The organism is Foliimonas ilicis (assembly GCF_039939195.1).
GTDB lineage: Bacteria > Pseudomonadota > Alphaproteobacteria > Rhizobiales > Rhizobiaceae > Foliimonas > Foliimonas ilicis.
The window spans coordinates 1-19111 of sequence record NZ_JBDUUH010000019.1 but is presented as its reverse complement, the minus strand read 5'-3'; the positions used below and the strand labels follow the sequence as shown (position 1 = coordinate 19111).

14 protein-coding genes are annotated in these 19111 nt (G+C 59.7%); 10 read left to right on the top strand and 4 right to left on the bottom strand.

All coding sequences use genetic code 11. The features are described 5' to 3' along the window. Nucleotides 1-7 precede the first annotated feature (7 nt). The 3 genes from ABFT80_RS27200 to ABFT80_RS27190 are packed head-to-tail and all read right to left on the bottom strand — an operon-like array spanning nt 8 to nt 3391. Nucleotides 8-1615, bottom strand: a complete 1608-nt coding sequence (locus ABFT80_RS27200; protein ID WP_347975076.1) for a carboxyl transferase domain-containing protein — start codon at nt 1613-1615, stop codon at nt 8-10. Next, nucleotides 1615-2778: an isovaleryl-CoA dehydrogenase gene (locus tag ABFT80_RS27195; RefSeq protein WP_347975075.1), complete on the bottom strand. Its 1164-nt coding sequence runs from the start codon at nt 2776-2778 to the stop codon at nt 1615-1617. Before ABFT80_RS27195 ends, ABFT80_RS27200 begins: the two co-directional genes overlap by 1 nt. After that, complete coding sequence (locus ABFT80_RS27190; protein WP_347975074.1) at nt 2759-3391, bottom strand: TetR/AcrR family transcriptional regulator; 633 nt, start codon at nt 3389-3391, stop codon at nt 2759-2761. The genes ABFT80_RS27195 and ABFT80_RS27190 overlap by 20 nt, the downstream gene beginning before the upstream one ends. 203 nt (nt 3392-3594) lie before the next feature. Between ABFT80_RS27190 and ABFT80_RS27185 the strand changes: the two genes are divergently transcribed. From ABFT80_RS27185 to ABFT80_RS27150, 8 genes are all read left to right on the top strand, one after another. Beyond that, on the top strand, nt 3595-4332 hold the full coding sequence (locus ABFT80_RS27185) for an IclR family transcriptional regulator (protein ID WP_347975073.1): 738 nt from the start codon (nt 3595-3597) through the stop codon (nt 4330-4332). Nucleotides 4333-4358: 26 nt separating this feature from the next. Continuing rightward, the gene (locus ABFT80_RS27180; RefSeq protein WP_347975072.1) at nt 4359-5471 is read left to right on the top strand and encodes an ABC transporter substrate-binding protein; all 1113 of its coding nucleotides are present in this window, start codon (nt 4359-4361) and stop codon (nt 5469-5471) included. Nucleotides 5472-5537: 66 nt separating this feature from the next. Beyond that, nucleotides 5538-7256 (top strand): ABC transporter permease, encoded by a 1719-nt coding sequence (locus ABFT80_RS27175; RefSeq protein WP_347975071.1) that lies wholly within the window; start codon nt 5538-5540, stop codon nt 7254-7256. Next, complete coding sequence (locus ABFT80_RS27170; RefSeq protein ID WP_347975070.1) at nt 7249-8325, top strand: ABC transporter ATP-binding protein; 1077 nt, start codon at nt 7249-7251, stop codon at nt 8323-8325. The genes ABFT80_RS27175 and ABFT80_RS27170 overlap by 8 nt, the downstream gene beginning before the upstream one ends. Nucleotides 8326-8334: 9 nt before the next feature. Further along, nucleotides 8335-9555 (top strand): CaiB/BaiF CoA transferase family protein, encoded by a 1221-nt coding sequence (locus ABFT80_RS27165; RefSeq protein WP_347975069.1) that lies wholly within the window; start codon nt 8335-8337, stop codon nt 9553-9555. Then, nucleotides 9552-10427 carry an HpcH/HpaI aldolase/citrate lyase family protein gene (locus ABFT80_RS27160; protein WP_347975068.1) on the top strand — a complete coding sequence of 292 codons (876 nt, stop codon included), beginning with the start codon at nt 9552-9554 and terminating at the stop codon, nt 10425-10427. The genes ABFT80_RS27165 and ABFT80_RS27160 overlap by 4 nt, the downstream gene beginning before the upstream one ends. Beyond that, nucleotides 10420-11436 (top strand): hydroxyacid dehydrogenase, encoded by a 1017-nt coding sequence (locus tag ABFT80_RS27155; RefSeq protein ID WP_347975067.1) that lies wholly within the window; start codon nt 10420-10422, stop codon nt 11434-11436. Before ABFT80_RS27160 ends, ABFT80_RS27155 begins: the two co-directional genes overlap by 8 nt. Nucleotides 11437-11447: 11 nt before the next feature. Beyond that, nucleotides 11448-12122: an RraA family protein gene (locus tag ABFT80_RS27150; RefSeq protein WP_347975066.1), complete on the top strand. Its 675-nt coding sequence runs from the start codon at nt 11448-11450 to the stop codon at nt 12120-12122. Nucleotides 12123-12152: 30 nt separating this feature from the next. Here the strand turns inward: ABFT80_RS27150 and ABFT80_RS27145 are convergent, their stop codons facing one another. Beyond that, complete coding sequence (locus tag ABFT80_RS27145; protein WP_347975065.1) at nt 12153-14699, bottom strand: sensor domain-containing protein; 2547 nt, start codon at nt 14697-14699, stop codon at nt 12153-12155. Between the two features lie 282 nt (nt 14700-14981). Here ABFT80_RS27145 and ABFT80_RS27140 point away from each other — a divergent pair, with 282 nt between their 5' ends. Together ABFT80_RS27140 and mprF are read left to right on the top strand one after the other, a co-directional pair. Next, nucleotides 14982-16343, top strand: a complete 1362-nt coding sequence (locus tag ABFT80_RS27140; protein ID WP_347975064.1) for a virulence factor family protein — start codon at nt 14982-14984, stop codon at nt 16341-16343. Between the two features lie 89 nt (nt 16344-16432). Further along, on the top strand, nt 16433-19063 hold the full coding sequence (gene mprF, locus ABFT80_RS27135) for a bifunctional lysylphosphatidylglycerol flippase/synthetase MprF (RefSeq protein ID WP_347975063.1): 2631 nt from the start codon (nt 16433-16435) through the stop codon (nt 19061-19063). The last annotated feature ends 48 nt before the right edge of the window (nt 19064-19111 follow it).

Sequence of the window (19111 nt, the reverse complement as noted above, 5' to 3'; positions counted from 1 at the left end):
TCCATCATCACATCCGAAACACGCCGAATTTCGTCTCCGGCACAGGCGCATTTAGGGCCGCACTCAAGGACAGCGCGAGTACTTCGCGGGTCTTGGCGGGGTCGATGATGCCATCGTCCCAGAGCCGTGCCGATGAGTAGAGCGGATGCCCTTCGCGCTCATATTTCTCCAATATAGGCGCGCGGAATTCGACCTCTTCGGCAGAGGACCATTTTCCGCCCTTGCGCTCTATTCCCTCGCGCTTGACCAGCGCCAGAACCGTCGCTGCCTGTTCTCCGCCCATCACCGATATGCGCGCATTCGGCCACATCCACAGGAAGCGGGGCGAATAGGCGCGACCGCACATGCCGTAATTGCCCGCGCCAAACGATCCGCCGATAATCATCGTGACCTTCGGCACCTGCGCGGTTGCGACCGCCGTCACCAGCTTCGCACCATCCTTGGCGATGCCGCCCGCCTCATATTTGCGGCCCACCATGAAGCCGGTGATATTTTGCAGGAAGATGAGCGGGATTTTACGCTGGCAGCAAAGCTCGATGAAATGCGCGCCCTTGAGAGCGCTTTCGGAAAACAGCACGCCATTATTGGCGATGATGCCGACCGGCATTCCGTAAAGATGCGCAAAGCCGGTAACAAGCGTCGTGCCGTAATTCTGCTTGAACTCGTCGAATTCCGAACCGTCGACGACACGCGCGATTACTTCACGAACATCATAGGGTTGGCGCGTATCCTTCGGGATAAGCCCGTAAATCTCTTCCGGCGCATGAAGTGGCGGTAGAGGTTCGCGAAGCTCCAGCCCGATCTCCTTCTTTCGATTCAGGTTTTTGACGATGCGGCGAACGATCGCCAGCGCGTGTTCGTCGCTCATTGCATAGTGATCGGCCACGCCGGATTCGCGTGTATGAAGGTCGGCCCCGCCAAGGTCTTCGGCACTCACATCCTCGCCGGTCGCGGCCTTTACCAGAGGCGGGCCGCCGAGAAAGATCGTCGCCTGACCTCGCACCATGATCGTCTCGTCCGACATCGCCGGAACATATGCGCCGCCTGCCGTGCACGATCCCATGACGCAGGCGATCTGCGGAATTCCCGCCGCGCTCATATTGGCCTGATTGTAAAAGATGCGGCCGAAATGGTCGCGGTCGGGGAAAACCTCGTCCTGATTTGGCAGGTTCGCGCCGCCAGAATCGACGAGATAAATGCAGGGCAGATTGTTCTGCATGGCGATTTCCTGCGCCCGCAAATGCTTCTTCACGGTCAGCGGATAATAGGTGCCGCCTTTGACCGTCGCATCGTTCACGACGATCATCACTTCGCGTCGCTCGACACGCCCGATACCGGCAATCATGCCCGCCGACGAAATATCGTCGTCATACATATCCCAGGCGGCAAACTGGCCGATTTCGAGAAACGGCGCACCGGGATCGAGAAGCTGCGCCAGACGATCTCGCGGCAGAAGCTTGCCGCGCGAGATGTGGCGTTCCCGCGCTTCCTCGGTGCCGCCTTGCTCGACAGTTTTCGCCTTGGCGCGAATGTCGGCCACCAGCGCGCGCATACGCCCGGCATTTTCCCGGAAGGTTTCGGACGAGGTCGAAAGTTGCGACTGGATGACCGGCATTAAACACCCTCCGCCATGATTTCCCGCCCGATCAACCAGCGGCGTATTTCGCTCGTGCCTGCGCCGATTTCGTAGAGCTTTGCGTCGCGCAGCAGGCGTCCGGTCGAATAGTCGTTGATATAGCCGTTGCCGCCAAGAAGCTGGATCGCGTCGAGCGCCATCAGTGTCGCTTTTTCCGACGCGAAGAGGATGCAGCCTGCCGCATCCTTGCGGGTCGTCTGGCTGCGATCGCAGGCGGAAGCGACGGCGTAGACATAGGCGCGGGCGGCACTCGTCGTCGTGTACATATCGGCCAGCTTGCCCTGAACGAGCTGAAACTCGCCGATCGCCTTGCCGAACTGCTTGCGCTCGTGAACGTAAGGCACGACGACATCGAGGCAGGCGGCCATGATGCCGAGCGGCCCGCCCGCCAGAACCGTGCGCTCGTAATCGAGACCCGACATCAGCACTTCGACACCCGCACCTTCCTCGTGCAGCACGTTTTCGAACGGCACTTCGACATTTTCGAACACCAGTTCGCCCGTGTTGGAGCCGCGCATGCCAAGCTTGTCGAGTTTCTGCGCCACGGAAAAGCCGGGCATGGTCTTTTCGACGATGAAGGCCGTGATGCCGCGCGAGCCGCGTTCGGGATCGGTCTTGGCGTAGATGACCATCGTGTCGGCATCCGGCCCGTTGGTGATCCACATTTTCGAGCCGTTCAGTACGTAGCAATCATTGCGCTTTTCTGCGCGCAGGCGCAGCGAGACGACATCAGAGCCGGAGCCGGTTTCAGACATGGCCAGCGCGCCGACTTTCTCGCCGGAGCACAGATCCGGCAGGTATTTTTCCTTCTGCTCCGGCGTTGCCCAGCGGTTGATCTGGTTGACGCAGAGATTGGAATGCGCGCCGTAGGAGAGGCCGACCGAGGCGGAAGCGCGGCTGATCTCTTCCATCGCCACGACATGCGCCAGATAGTTCATGCCGGAGCCGCCGAAATCCGGGTCGGCGGTGATGCCGAGAAGGCCAAGCGCGCCGAGTTCCTTCCAGAGATGGCTTGGAAATTCGTTCTCACGGTCAAGATCGGCTGCCAGCGGCGCGATTTTGTCGGTCGCAAAGCGCCGAACCATCTCGCGCAGGCTTTCAATGTCGGGATCGAGCGCGAAATCAAGCGTGTGCGTGTACATGTTCTTCCTCCCGCGCCGGTGCGTTTACGCCGACCAGCCGCAGCGTCATTGTCAAATAGGTCTCGGCCACTTCTTGAACAGAGAGCCGTTCGTCCGGCCGGAACCAGACGATAACGCCGGTGATCATCTGGATGATGGCAATCGCCGTCAGGCCGACATCGTCGATCTGGAAGTCGCCATTGTCTGCGCCGTCGCGCAGGATTTTGCGCAATTCTTTCTCATAAGCACTGCGCAGGCGCAGAATATGGGTCAGATTTTCGCGCGAAAGACTACGCAATTCCATATTGGAAACGTGAGTCGCATGACGCCGGCTGACGTGAAACGAGATGTGGTTCCGCACGAAGGCTGAAAGGCGTTCTGGCGAATCGCCCTGAACGGGCCGGGCCTCGTCCCATGCGGATTGAAGACCTTCCATATGCTCGCGCATGAGCACGAAGAGCAAATCTTCCTTGGTGGGAAAGTAGCGGTAGAGCGCTGCGGCCTGCACGCCGACTTGCGCGGCAAGCTGGCGCATGGATACGGCCTCAAACCCATATCGCGCGATCAGGTCGATAGCAGCATCGCGTATCGCAGCCTGCGTTTTGCTGCCTTCCGAGCCTGTCGTGCGCGCCATGATAGATCCTCCGGCAATTAATAAAACAAACGTTCAATTAATTATCAAGCAAAAAGCGCAGGGAGAATCGCGTGCCTTTCCCACGACCGGATTCCCACAGGTGAAAATCTCGCCGGAAGCGGTCGGGTTGACATTCCGTCGCCGTCCTGACTATTAATTCAGTATGTTGGACTAGTTCAGTATATTGAACTAAGGAGGAGTTCATGAGTGGACGGGGCGCCGAACGTATCCTTGACGCTGTAGAGTGGTTCGCGACGACGACGTCGCCGGTGACCTATACGGATTTCGTCCAGGCCCTCGACGTGCCCAAGAGCAGCGCGCTTCTGTTACTGCGGCTTCTGGTCAGCCGGGGTTACGTTCAAAGACTTCCCGACAATCGCTATGTGCTCGTCAGGCTGCCCGGCGAAATACTGGGCGGCGGCGATACATGGGGCACGATCCTTCGCCTTGCAGACCGTCATCTGCGCGAGGCGGTGGCGACAGTCGAGGAAACCGGCTTCGTCGCCGTGCTCGACAATGACCGTATCCGCTACCTGAACAAGATCCTGCCCAAGCGTGAAATCCGCTACGACCGCGACATTGGGCCGACGCGCCTTCCGCATCAGGTCGCCAGCGGGCTGGTGATGCTGTCCGGCTTCGCGCAGCCTGATCTCGACCGGTATCTGGATGACGTGAACGTTTCCGCCGAGGAGCGGCAGAACATTCTGGCTGCGACCACAGGCGCGCGCTCGGATGGCTTTTACGTGAACATCAACGGCGTTGTCGAAGGTGCGGCAGGCATCGCCGCCCCCATCCGGGATGCGCAGGGCCGCGCCGTTGCCGCAATCAATATTTCCGGTCCGCGTGATCGGATTATCGCCAATCTCGACCGCATCCGCGATGCCGTCGTGAGTGTTGCCGGGGCCGTTTCGAAAGAAGTGGCGCACCGGACAAGGAAATGAGTGTGATAAACGGAGGAATAGATCACATGATGAAATTTGTCAGATCGAGTGCTCTTGGCTTGGCCGTGTCGGCAATTGCCATTGGCGGTGCCTTTGCGCAGGAAGCCACTGTGCCGGATTACTACCCGGCCGAATACAAGGACATCGTTGAAGGATCGCGCGCCGAGAAGGGTGTCGTCATCTACTCCAACATGGCCGACAACAATTGGGCGCCGATCATTCAGGGCTTCAAGGCGCAGTATCCTTGGATCAATGTCGAGACTCTCGACCTGGGTTCGGGCACCGTGCATTCGCGCTGGGAAGCGGAAGCGGGCAGCGGTTCGCGCTCTGCCGACATTCTCGTGTCCGGCGCCAACGACCGCTGGGCGAGCTACGGTGTCGAAGGCACCAAGCTGCTCGACTACAAGAGCCCGGAACTTGCAAAGCTGCCTGAATTCTCCAATCCATATCCCGGCGTGAACGTGCTTTCCGCCGATCCGCTGGTCATCACCTACAACGCAGCACTTCTGACGGAAGAGCAGCGCCCGACCGGCATGAAATCGCTGGTCGAGGATGCTGTCGCGAACCCGGATGTGTTCGATGGCAAGATCACGACCTATGACGCCGCGCGCAATTCGTTCGGTCTGGCTGCCTGGTACAGCTACATGAACAAGAAGGGCGAGGATGGCTGGAACGATCTGCGCCAGATCGGCAAGATGATCCGTGGCGAAACGTCGGGCGGCCCGATGAACGAAAAGATCGCGACGGGCGAATATGTCGTCGGCATCGCGGTTTCGGGCATCACCATCTTCCCGCGTCTTGAACAGCCGGGCGGCGAAATTCTCGGCTTTTCGTTTCCTGATGACGGCACCATCATGATGCTGCGCGGCATGGGCATTCCCAAGGATGCGGCCAACCCGAATTCGGCAAAGCTGTTCCTCGACTATGCGCTGAGCAATGCCGGTCAGACACTGGTCGGCAAGGGCGGTCTCGTGCCTTACCGCGACGATGTCGATGAAGCTGCGGTGCGCTACACCTATCAGGGCATTACGCAGGAAATCGGCGCGGACAATCTCATCATCGCTGGCTTCGATGAAGGTCTCATCAAGGATGCGTCCGCATTCGTGACCAAGTGGAACGCTGCTCTGCAGGGCAACTAAGACTTTGGACAAGGGCAGCCGCAAATGGCTGCCCGATTCCGACCTGCGGCTAACGGATTATTCAAAATGTCTGACACCACACTGACACAGGATCGCGCACGGTCCTTTGACCGGTCGAACCTTATTTTCTGGGGCGTATCGCTGCTGACGGCCGTGCTTGTCATCGGCCCGATAGCGCCGATCGTCATCCAGGCGTTCCTCGACAAGCCTCTCTACGCAAGCGATGCGGCAGCGACGCTTGGCAATTTCACGCGCCTGTTCCAGGAAGCGGGAATGCTGAAAGTCGTCTTCAACACGGTGTTCTTCGCCGTTTTGACGATGGTCGTGGCGCAGGTCTGCGGAGCGGTCATGGCCGTCATCATCGGCCGCACCAATCTGCCGGGGCGTCAGTGGATCGGTGAGATATTCGTCTGGCCGCTTTTCGTTTCCAATCTCGTCATCGCCTTTGGCTGGTTCACCATGTACGGCCCATCCGGCTTCATCACGCTTGCCATGCGCTCATGGTTCGGCGTCGTGCCGTGGAACCTTTATTCTTTGACGGGCATGGGCATCGTCGCCGGTTTGAGCCAGGCGCCGCTCGCCTTCCTCATGTGCGTCGGTGCCGTCACCAAGGCCGATGCGCAGCTTGAAGATGCAGCGCGCTCCGCAGGTGCAGGCCCGTTCCGCGCGCTCTGGTCGGTCACCGTGCCGATGATGCGCCCGGCGATCATCTATTCCGCCGTTCTGAATTTTGTCATCGGCATCGAAATGCTGGCGATCCCGCTGCTTTTCGGCGGCCCGAGCGGCATTCAGACGGTCACGACCTTCCTTTACGATCAGGGTATCAACGCTGCCGTTCGTCCTGAATACGGCATTGTCGGCGCAGTCGCGGTCATGCTTCTGGTCGTCGTCGCATTCCTGGTCTGGCTGCAGGGCTACCTTCTGAGGGGCAGCGGCCGTTTCGTGACCGTCCGCGGCAAGGCGAGCCGTCCGGCGTTGCTGGAACTTGGCAAATGGCGCTGGCCCGCATTCGGCATCGTTTTCGCCTTCGTGTTCTTCACGATCATCACGATCTTTGCCGGTATCTTCCTGCGCGCCGGCGTCAGCTTCCTGACCCCGCTGATTCCGTTCTGGAAGCTGCTGACGACGGCGAATTTCGACGTGATCTTCGCATTGTCCAACTATATGCGCTCGATCTACAATTCGGTCATCATCTCGTTGATCGGTGCTTTGATCGGCACGTTCTTCGTCGCGATCATCGCTCTTGTCGCCCGGCGTTCCGAGTTCCGTTTCAGGCGGCCTCTGGAGTATCTGGCGCTGTTTCCGCGCGCGGTTCCAGGCATTATTGCGGGTCTCGGCTTCTTCTATGCGGTCGTCTGGCTGCCCGGTCTGGACGCGATACGCGGGACGATCTGGATTCTGATCGTTGCCTTCATCCTTCGCTATATCCCGGTCGGCTTCGGCACGATTTCGCCAGCACTTTCGCAGATCGGCGAAGAACTCGACCGTGGCGCGCGCATTTCGGGTGCGGATTGGTGGACGACGGTAACGCGCATCATCATGCCGATCCTGAAGCCTGCGCTGTTTTCGTGCTTTGCGCTGCTCTTCATCCACTTCTTCAAGGAGTATGTGACGGCCGCCTTCCTGTTCCAGCCGGGATCGGAAATCATCGGCACGACCATGCTGCAACTCGTGGCGCAAGGGGACAACGGTCCCGTATCTGCGCTTGCAACCATCCAAGTCATCATCACAGCGGTCTTCGTCTTCCTGGCGCGCCGCGTTCTGGGAGCCCGGATCTATGGCTGATCTCGTTCTTGAAAATCTGACCATCAACTATGGCGACGTAACCGCCGTAAACAACATCTCGATCAATGTCGCTTCGGGCGAATTCCTGACGCTGCTCGGACCTTCCGGCTGCGGCAAGTCCACGACGCTCTTTGCGATCGCCGGTCTCAACCATGCGACCTCCGGCATCATCCGCATCGGCGACAAGATCCTGTTCGATGGCGCGACCAATACGGTCGTGCCGCCGGAACACCGCAATATCGGCCTCGTCTTCCAGAGCTACGCGCTCTGGCCGCACATGACGGTTGCCGAAAATCTTGGCTTCCCGCTCAAGCTTCGCAAGATGGGCAAGGCCGAGCGTGATGAGCGCATCAAGGAAGCCCTGTCGCTGGTCGAAATGCTTCCCTATGCGGAACGCTACCCGTTCGAACTGTCGGGCGGTCAGCAGCAGCGCGTCGCCCTTGCACGCGCACTCGTTTATCGCCCCAGCCTGCTTCTTCTCGATGAGCCGCTCTCCAATCTCGATGCCAAGCTGCGCGAGCGTGCTCGCGTCTGGCTGCGCGAACTTCAGGAGCGCCTGAACGTCACGACGATCTACGTCACCCACGATCAGGCCGAAGCGCTGGCCGTCTCCGACCGCGTCGCGGTGATGAGCATGGGCAATCTGCGCCAGCTCGGCAGCCCGAAGGACATTTACGAGCGTCCGACGGATTCCTTCGTTGCCGACTTCATCGGTTCATCGAACTTCCTCGATGCAAAGCTTGTCGAGGAAAACCGGGAATACAATGTCGTCGAACTGAAGAACGGCGCACGGTTGAAGACTGCTCCCGGCAAGGCAAGCCCGGACGGCACTCTGGTCGTTGCGATCCGGCCCGAGCGCGTCGAGATCGTGTCTGCCGCGTCGGAAAACACGCTGGAAACCGAAATCTCGGGCAGCACCTATCTCGGTTCGACCTATCAGTATGCCGTCGATGTCGCCGGTTCGGAACTGCGCATAATCACGCCCGCCGATGTTCCGGCAGGCAAGGTGCATGTGCGCATTCCGCCGGAAGCGACAGCAGTCTACGCCGCCCGGCCGGATGCGGCCTGAGGCGTGGATATGAGTGCATCCAACACGATCCGCTTTTCGCCTGACGCCACGGGGCCGCTCTCCGATGTCAGGGTGCTTGATCTCTCCAGGCTGGTCGCGGGCAACATGCTGTCCGTCCAGCTTGCGGATTTCGGCGCGGACGTCATCAAGATCGAACCGCCTGCGGGCGATCCGCTGCGCGATTGGACGGATGAGGGCCAGTCGCTGCATTGGAAGACCTATGGCCGCAACAAGCGTTCGATAATGCTCAATCTGCGCGAGCCAGCCGCGATGGCTGCACTCAAGGCGCTTCTGCCGAGCGCGGATGTCTTCATCGAAAACTACCGGCCGGGCGTATTGGAAAAGATGGGGCTTTCCCCGGAAGTCCTGCTTGCGATCAATCCCGATCTGATCGTCGTGCGCATATCCGGTTTCGGCCAGACCGGGCCATATGCGCAAAATCCGGGCTTCGGTACGCTTGTCGAGGCGATGAGCGGCTTTGCCGCGCGCACCGGCTTTCCCGACCGCGAGCCGGTTCTCCCGCCGCTTGCACTAGCGGATATGATCTCCGGCATCTTCGGCGCGCAGGCAGTGACGATGGCGTTGCTGGCCCGCGAAAAGGGCCAGACCCGCGGGCAGGTCATCGATCTTTCGCTGCTTGAGCCGATGTTTGCCGTGCTTGGCCCGGAAGCGTCGATCTACAAAATCACCGGCAAGGTGAAGGAGCGTTCGGGCAGCGCGTCGAACACCGTCTCGCCGCGCAATGTCTACAAATGCCGCGACGGCAAATTCGCGGCTCTGTCCGGCTCGACGCAGACCGTAGCAATGCGGATTTTCGACATTATCGGCAGGCCCGATATGAAGACCGATCCGCGCTTTTCGACCAATGTCGAGCGTGTGAAGCACCGCGATCTGGTCGATGCCGCCGTATCCGGCTGGTTTGCCGAGCGCGATCGCGCCGACGCGCTTGCCACGATGCGCGCCGCAGGCGCGACCGTTGGCCCGGTCTATGACATCGCCGACATCGCCGAAGACGCGCATTTCGCCGAACGCGGCATCGTGGTCGATGTCGAGGACGCGGATAACGGCTCGTTGCCGATGCACAACATCCTGCCGCGTCTGTCCTCGACGCCCGGCGTCTGGCGTCGTCCGGCACCATCGCTCGGCGAACACACGGGCGACATTCTGAAAGAGGCAGGCGTTTCCGAAGCCGACATCGCGTCGATCCTTGCCAGCGGGGAAGGCGAATGATCGTCCGCTCGCTTCTCTACGTTCCCGGCAGCAATCCGCGCTTCATTGAAAAGGCGCATGCCCGCGGTGCCGACGCGATCATCATCGATCTCGAAGATGCTGTCGCGACCTCGATGAAGACCGAGGCGCGCGAAGCGTTGGCGCAGAGCGTGCCGCTCGCCGGAAAGGCCGGAACGCCGGTATTCGTGCGTCTGAACAACACGGAAGACCGGCTGCTTGCCGATTCCGAAGCAGCCTGCCGCGCCGGTGCCTTCGGGCTCTATGTACCCAAGGTCGAAAGTGCTGCACTGCTTCAGCAATTGGCAGCGCATCTGGAGCCCATCGAACGCGAGCTTGGTCGGGCACCGACCGTCTTCGTTCCACTGATCGAGTCGCCCGCAGGCGTTCTCGCGGCAGCAGAAATCGCACGCGGCGTCCGGGTTTTCGCCATTAGCGGCGGTGGTGAGGATCTTGCAACCAGCATGGGCGCAAAACCCTTGCCGCAAGTGCTGAGCCTGCCGAAGCAGCTTATCCACCTTGCCGCGAAGGCCGCGGGCGTTCTGTCTTTCGGCCTGCTGCGCACGGTAGCCGACTATGCCGATCTGGATGGCATGCGCGATGCGGCTCAAGAGGCCCGTTCGTTCGGTTTCGATGGCGCAAGCTGCATTCATCCTTCGGTCGTGCCGATCCTCAACGCGGCCTTTTCGCCATCGCCGGAAGAGATCGATTGGGCGCGCAAAGTTATCGCCGCCGACAAGATCGCGGCAGAAGAGGGCAGGGGCGCACACACGGTCGATGGCGCCTTTGTGGACGCACCCATCGTCGCGCGTGCGCTGGCCATTCTGGCGCTGGCGGACACTATTCAAGAGACTTCGGAGACTGCAAATGGCTGACGCTTCGCCGTCCGCAACGGGAAATCGCGGACGCAAAATTCTGGTCACGCATGACAAGATCGCGCCCAGCGCCATCGATCTTCTGAACGCCAACGACATCGACGTTTATTTCTCGCCGCCCTACACGCCCTCAAACGAGGTGGCCGCCCGCTGCGCGACGCTAAACGTGGACGCCATCATGGTCCGGCAGGGCAAGATCAACGCCGAGGTCATCAACGCTTCGCCCGCGCTCAAGGTCATAGTCAAGCACGGCGTTGGCGTCGATAATGTCGATATTGCCGCCGCGACCGCGCGCGACGTGCCCGTCCTGCGCTCCATGGGTTCCAACGCGCTTGCTGTGGCCGAACACACGATCACGCTGGCGCTGACGCTGCTCAAGCAGATCGCGCCTCTCGACCGCGCGATCAAGACTGGCGAATGGCCCAAGCCCACCTTCATCGGCCGCGATATTGCAGGTTCCGTCATCGGCCTTATCGGCTTCGGCGCAATCGGCCGCGAGACCGGTCGTCTGGCCAAGGCGCTCGGCATGCGCGTTCTCGTCCTCGACCCGATGACGCCTGCAGACGCGGTGAACCAGGCCGGTTTCGAAGTCGCCGCCGACCTCGATGATCTGTTGGCCAAGGCCGATATCGTCAGCCTGCATTGCCCGCTGACCAACGAAACCCGCAATCTGATAGACGCCAAGCGCCTGTCGCAGATGAAACCGGATGCGTTGCTCGTCAACACGGCGCGCGGTGGCATCATCGACGAGGCGGCACTGCTCGACGCCCTGCGCGACAAACGCATCGGCGGTGCGGCGCTCGACAGTTTCAGCGTCGAGCCACCTGCGGCAGACAGCCCGCTCTGGTCGCTCGATAATCTCATCGTCACGTCGCACGTCGCAGGCGTCACCAAGGGCTCGGCCATCCAGATGGCCGAAACCGCAGCGCGCCACATCATTTCGGTTCTGGACGGCAACCCGCCGGACCAGCGCTCGATCGCGCTCGCATCCGAACTTTCCGCTTCCTGAAAGGACTTACCATGACTGCCGGTTTTCGTATTCGCACCCAGTGGGACCGTCTGGACAGCGCATTCGTGGATGATTTCGCCAAGCTGCCCGTTTCCGTGGTCAGCGATGTCATGTCCCGTCTGGCTTCCGGCGGCACCAATCTGCGCCCGATGCACCGCAGCGGCGTGCTGGCAGGTGCGGCACTCACCGTCAAAGCGCGCCCCGGCGACAATCTGATGATCCACAAGGCAATCGAAATGGCCGAGCCGGGCGATGTCATCGTCGTTGATTCCGGCGGCGACATAACGAATTCGCTGATGGGCGAACTGATGCTGGCGCATGCGATCAAGCGCGGCGTCGCTGGTTTCGTGCTCAATGGCGCGATCCGTGATGCGGAAGCGTTCATTCAGCGCAATCTGCCCGTTTACGCCACCGGCATCACCCATCGCGGACCGTACCGCGATGGCCCGGGCGAAATCGGCCTGCCGATCAATCTGGGCGGCATGACCGTCGAACCCGGCGATCTCGTGCTGGGAGATTTTGACGGCGTCGTCTGCGTATCCCGCGCCGACCTTCCGACGGTCTTGGCTGGCGCTCGCAAAAAGCTGGCCTCCGAAGACAAGCAGATGAAGGAGACCGACGACGGATCGGTCGACAAGAGCTGGATCGACAAGGTCCTTCAGGAAAAGGGCTGCGTTTACGTTTGATGCGGGGAAGGGCGGCGCTGCCGCCCTTGTTCAGGCGATCATTCGCGCTTCGTAATCCAGCAGCAGTTTTGCGATGCCGGAAGCGGGTGCCGGGCGGCCTAGAAAATAGCCCTGAACCTCCGTGCAACCCTCATTGCGCAAGCGCTCCAACTGATCGGCGGTTTCAACGCCCTCGGCCGTTGTCGAAATGCCGAGACTTGAACCGAGATTGGCCACCGCGCGCACGATTGCGGTATCGCCCTTGTTCTCGGCCATGTCCTTCACGAAGCTCTGGTCGATCTTGATCTTGTCGAACGGAAACGAGCGCAGATAACTGAGGCTCGAATAGCCGGTGCCGAAATCGTCCATCGATATGCGCACGCCAAGCGCGCGCAATTGATGAAGCGTTGCCAGATTTGCTTCATTGTCCTTCAGCAGCACGGATTCCGTGATCTCGATTTCGAGACGTTCGGCGGCAAGCCCCGCACTGGCAAGTGCGGAGGCGACGATTGCGGTCAGCTTCTGGTTCTTGAATTGCACGGCTGAAATATTGACTGCGACACTCAGAGGCTCCGGCCAGTTCGTCGCCTCTCGGCAGGCTTCACGAAGCACCCATTCCCCGATGGGCACGATCAGCCCGATGTCTTCCGAAAGCGGAATGAAGTCGTTCGGCGGAACGTTTCCGCGCTCCGGGTGCGCCCAGCGAAGCAGCGCTTCAAAACCGGTGATACGGCCTGTCTTCGTCGAGACCAGCGGCTGGTAGTGCAGGTTGAATTCTCCGGCGGGCAGGGCCTTGCGCAAATCCATTTCCAGAGCGCGGCGCACTTTCATGCGCGCATCCATCTCCGCCTCGAAATAGCGATAGGTGCCGCGCCCGTCATCCTTGGCGCGGTAGAGCGCCATGTCCGCGTTCTTGAGCAGCACGTCCGCCTCGTCGCCGTCACTGGGCGCAAGCGCGATGCCCATGCTGGCGCTGATAACGACATGATGCCCGTCCAGATCGTACGGCTCCGAAAGGACCGCCACTACGCGCTCTGCCAGAAGCCCCGCATCGCTCGGCTTTTGCAGCGGAGACTGGATGATCGCAAACTCATCGCCGCCAAGGCGGGCCACGATGTCCGTATCGCGCAGCGCCTTGGTCAGCCGCGCTGAAACTGCGCAAAGCAGCATATCGCCGATAGGGTGGCCCAGCGTGTCGTTGACGTTCTTGAAGAAATCGAGATCGATGCAATGCACGGCAACGGCTTCGCCATAACGCTGAACACGGCTCATCGCCTCCTCAAGTTTTTCGCGGAAGAAAGCGCGGTTGGCGAGGCTGGTCAGTGAGTCGTTATGCGCCAGATAGCTGATGCGGGCTTCCGTGCGGCGCTGTTCGGTCACATCCACGATTGCGGTTATGCGGGCATTCGCGCCGCGATAAATGACCTGACGAGAGTAGACTTTCACCTCGATGATCGAGCCATCGGCCTTCAAATGACGCCAGTGATCACCATTTCCGGGTGGCACATCCGCAGATTTGAAGATTTTCTGCACCTTAGCGCGGTCTTCATAGGGGCGAATGTCGAGGATTGTCTTTGCCAGAAATTCCTCTCGCGAATAACCGTAATGGCTGATCGCGGCCGCGTTGATGTCGATGATTTTGAAATCTGTTGGATCATACACAAACATTGGCATTGGATTCTCTGCAAAGAGAAGCCGGAACGATTCCTCCCGCATTTTCATCGAAGTCACGTCGGTCAGCGTTGCGGCAACCAGATCGCCCATGGCGGATGCACTGACCGAAAAATGAGCCGTCTGCCCGGAAGAGCGCGGATAGGCGAGTTCGAACTGTTTCGCGCCTTCGGAATTCAGAACCTGGACCAGTTGGGCGACGATGTCGCTGCTGGCAAGGTTCGGAAACAACTCGGTCAGGCGCTGCCAGCTTGCGTCTTCGACACGCCTTTCCATCAGCCGCGCCGCGCCGTCATTCAGGCTGACGATCTGGAAATCCTCGATCTCGCCGTTAATCGTGCGAACGGGAGCGAGCGCCATCAAGCCATCATGGGTCGCCGCGAACATCGCATCGATCAGGCTGTAGCGGTTCTGCCTTTCGCGAACATAGGCCAGCAGCAGCGGATTTCCCCAGCGGTTCGCAAGCGGAAAAACGATGAGGTCATAGGCGCTCACATGCCCGTGGCGAACCGAGTGTGCGACCGCATGAACCGGGTTTCTGGTCGCAAGCGCATTGTCGAGCGCTTCGCGAAAGACCCGCGCACTGTCCGGCGCAAGCTCTCCGATATCCAGATCATTCGCCTGCTTGCCGATCCAGTCTTCGAATGCGCTTCCGGCAGATGAAATTACGAAATGCGACTGCCCGACCGAGCGGACGAGAGCCGTTTGCGCACCGGCCCGGCCCACCCGGCCAAGCACGACTTCTTCATAGGGCGGAAGGGCGGTGTTGCGCCGTGCGGCTTGCCAGTTGCGCAGGATCACTCTTGCGTCGAGCGATGCATAGTCGCTGTCAAAAAATGAAATTACGTCTCTCAGGGATATGTCGGACACAGGTTTTTCGAGAGAGGTGTCGTCATTGTTGTGGGTGGCAACAGACGTTTTTGACATTCAAAACTTCCTGTCGGGATCGTTACTTGTTACCCCGGACAGATAGAAAGAATGAGTTGTAATTTGGTTATCTGAATTGAGAAAATATCGAATTATTTCTTGATGTTAATGGTTGTTTTATAAGTGAAAAACTCTCAATCTTCTTCCCTACATGTTCTGTATTACGGCAGTGTGACAATGGGTCGAAAGTCGACCTCCATATGGCGAAAATTCCGTCACCGCAATTTTTCCGCAAATGGCCTATAGTCCGAGCGCAGATTGGTTCTCCGGAGAAAATCGGGCATGAAGCGGAAGTTTTTTCGCATGGTCTGCGCACTGGCTCTCACAGTGGCCGCGCAGACTGCCTTTGGCGCGGAATTCGATACAGGAATGCTGCCTTCCGACCACATAAACCTGCCGGACGGTCCGCCATCGGTGACGATTTTCCTGTTTTCCGACAGCAAAGGCTGGACGCCGGAAAACGACGCCACGTCGAAGCGTCTCGTAGATGATGGTGCGGCGGTCGTCGGCATCGATCTGCCGGCCTATCTCGGCACGATCAACAAGGATGACGGCGACTGCGTCTATCTGGTTTCCGACATTGAGGAACTCAGCCATCAGGTGATGCGCGCAGGCAGTGCCGAGGCCTACCATCCGCCGCTTCTGGCCGGGGCAGGCGCGGGCGGCGGCATGGTGATGAGCATTGCCGCACAAACGCCTGCCGCGACGGTGGGCGGCACGCTGGCGGTTGATCCGACAGTGACATTCCCGGCCGAAAAGACTTTGTGCAGCGGTGCGCCGCGTCGCAAGATCGCTTCGGGAACCGTGTACGATCTGACAAAAGGCAATCTGCCCGACCCGCTTTCGGTAACATTCACCAATGCGGCGTCGCAGGACAGTCGCGATCACGTCGCCGACCTCCAGAAGCAGGGCTTTCCGATAAAGGTCAGCGAAAGCACAGAAACGGACGGCGCGGCTTTCGACAAGGCGTTGTCTGACCTGGTCGCGGCACAGCCGGATACATCCGATCTTCCGATCGTGGAACTGCCCGCAACCCCGACGCGCGATACGCTTGCAATCATCTATTCCGGCGACGGCGGCTGGCGTGACATCGACAAGACGATTGGCGGCATCTTTCAGGCGAAAGGCATTCCGACAGTCGGCATGGATTCGCTTCGCTATTTCTGGTCGCAAAAGACCGCGCAGCAGGTGGCGGACGATCTCCACGAGATCATCGCCACCTACACCGAGAAATGGAACGTCAAGAACGTCCTGCTCGTCGGCTATTCCTTCGGCGCGGATATGCTGCCCTCCGTTTATGACAAGCTTGGCCCGGAAGACCGCGCGAAAATCGATCAGGTCTCGCTGCTTGGATTTTCCAACAGCGGTTCGTTCGAAATTTCCGTATCCGGCTGGCTGGGAACGTCGAGCAGCGACGGTTTCCCGACAGTTCCTCTGGTTTCCAGCCTGAAGCCTGAAATGGTGCAGTGTTTTTACGGTGCGGATGAAGAGGATACGGCGTGCCCGAAACTCGAATCCACCGGCGTTGAGGTCGTAAAGACTGCTGGCGGACATCATTTCGATGGCGATTACGATCAGCTTGCCGACAAGATTCTCGACGGGTTTGCGCGGCGATCCGAAAAAAGCGCCGATGCGAAGCCCTGAGCAGGGCGATTTTTGCGGAACATTCTTCTGGATTCCGCAATTGTTTTCACGAATTTTCATGAAAATTCATCCGAAAGGCGCGCTGCGCTATGCAAAATGAAGCGGTTTCCGAGCCGTCTATCGCCCAGAGGCTGAAGGCATACATCCAGCCTGCAGCCGCCGTTGTCGTCACTGTCGGCGCCCTGTGGATGTTCCATCGCATGACGCTGGGCGTGAGCCTGACGGACATCGAGGCTGCGATGGAGATGATGCCATGGTCGGCAGTTGCGCTGGCCTTCGCTGCGACTCTGGCAAGCTACGTATTCCTTGCCACCTACGACATCATGGCCTGCCGGATCGTGGCAAAGGGCCGCGTGCCGTGGCCAAACGCGGCGTTTTCCGGCATGGCCGGATACGCCTTTTCCAATTTTCTGGGCTTTCACCTCTTCACCGGCGGCGCGGTACGTTTCCGCACCTATGCGCGAAGCGGGCTGGATGCTGGCGAGATCGGCCAGATCATCCTGATCACTTGGATGGGGTTGTGGCTGGCGTTCACCGCGCTTGTCGGCCTTGCGCTGGTTTTCGATCCGGCTGGCGTGCCGGTCTTTCAGGCAATCCATCCGGCAACCGAGCGGGTTCTGGGCGCTGCAGTGGTGGCTGCTCTCGTCGCGCTCTTTGTGTTTGCCGGAAACGATGGGCGTGAAATCCGGTTTTTCGGCTGGTATCTGCCGGTTCCGCCGCGCAAGCTTCTGCTTTTTCAACTTATCATCGGCATAGCCGATCTGGCTGCCTCGGCTGCCGTTCTCTATGTCCTGCTACCTGCCGATGCGCAGGGCGGCATGGCGCTGTTTCTGATCGTTTACATGGTTGCCGTCATTCTGGGTGCCGCAAGCCACGTTCCGGGCGGTGTCGGCGTGTTCGAGGCGACGCTGATCGCGGGCCTTGGACTTGAGGGCAGGGCGGACATTCTGGCAGCGCTGCTGGCATATCGCATCATTTATTATGTCGTGCCGTTTCTGATCGCGTCGGTGTTTCTGCTGTTCATCGAGGCGGGCGTATTGCGCAATGTGCTGACGCGCCGCGTCATCGGTTCGGCCAAGGCCGTCAAGACGCTGGTGCCGCCGGTTGCGGCTGCAATGGTCTTCATTTCAGGCATCGTCCTGCTGTTTTCAGGCGCAACGCCCGGCATTCCCGCGCGTCTCGAACTGCTCGAAGAATGGCTTCCGCTGTCCTTCGTGGAATCCTCGCATTTCCTCGGCAGCCTGATCGGACTTGCACTGCTCATCATCGCCTATGGGCTGCAACGCCGCCTGTTTTCAGCCTGGGCGATTTCGGTGGTGTTGCTGCTGCTCGCGGCAGTTCTGTCGCTTGCCAAAGGCCTCGATTGGGAAGAGGCGTCGATATTGGCGGCTTCGGCGCTGTTCCTCATCGTTTCCCGGCATGCGTTCTACCGCCGTGCGCCGCAAAGCCTTGGCCGCATCTCACTGAGCTGGCTGTCGCTTGTTGCCTTGGCGCTGATCGCAACGATCTGGCTCGGCTTTTTCTCCTACAGCAATGTCGGTTATTCGAACGAGCTTTTCTGGGAATTCGAATGGAGCGGTGAAGCGCCGCGCTTCCTGCGCGCGATGCTGGGGCTTGTTGCAGCCGCAATCGTGCTTGGCATCTATATTCTGGTTCACCGCCCGCCTGCGCGCATGAAACGTATTCCCGACAAAGTGCCGGAAGGGATCGAGGCGATCGTTGCGCAGTCGCCGGACTCTCAATCGAACCTCGCTTTGATCGGCGACAAGGCGTTTCTCTGGTCGGAAAACCGCAAAGCGTTCCTCATGTATCGTCGCACTGGCAATTCGCTGGTCAGTATGGGCGATCCTGTCGGCGACGAGAGCGGGGCCGCTGATCTGGTCTGGCAGTTTCGGGATATGGCGGATCGGGCTGCCGCGCGCGCAGTGTTCTATGCCGTTCCACCCGAAAGCCTGCCGCTTTATCTCGACATGGGATATGCGCTTTTGAAGCTAGGTGAAGTGGCGCGCGTCGATCTTCATGCCTTCACGCTCGAAGGCGCGAAAAATCAGGAACATCGCTATGCGGACCGGCGCGCCGCCAAGGAAGGTCTGGTTTTCGAGGTGATACCGCGCGCGGATGTGCCGGGCATCATGAGCGAACTGCGCGAGGTTTCCGATATCTGGTTGAAAGAAAAGGGCGGCAAGGAAAAGAGCTTCTCGCTCGGCAATTTCGACCCGGACTATATGGCGTTTTTCGACTGCGCGGTGATGCGCCTCGAAGGGCGGATCGTTGCGTTTGCCAATATCTGGCGCAGCGGCGAGCACAATGAAATCTCGATCGACCTGATGCGCTATCGCGGCGGCGTGTCGAAAGTGCTGATGGATGCGCTGTTTGTTAAGTTGATCCTCTACGGCAAGGAGCAGGGGTTCCGCTGGTTCAATCTGGGGGCCGCCCCCCTATCGGGTCTTTCCGATCATGCGCTCGCTTCCCGCTGGAACCGCATGGCACGCCTCGTCTTCCGTCATGGCGACGATTTCTATCACTTCGAGGGACTGCGCGCCTTCAAGCAGAAATTCTCGCCGGTCTGGACGCCGCAATACCTCGCATGCCCCGGCGGACTTGGCATTCCGCAGGTGCTGCTCGATTTGAACACACTGATTTCGGGCGGGATTGGGCAATTGCTGGGCACGGCAACGCGTCGTGCGGGGTTGGTGCGGGTGAAGAAGGAAAAGCTTTAGAGCGCTTTCTGTCTAAAGGCACCACGAGGCGCCCCCCTCTGTCCTGCC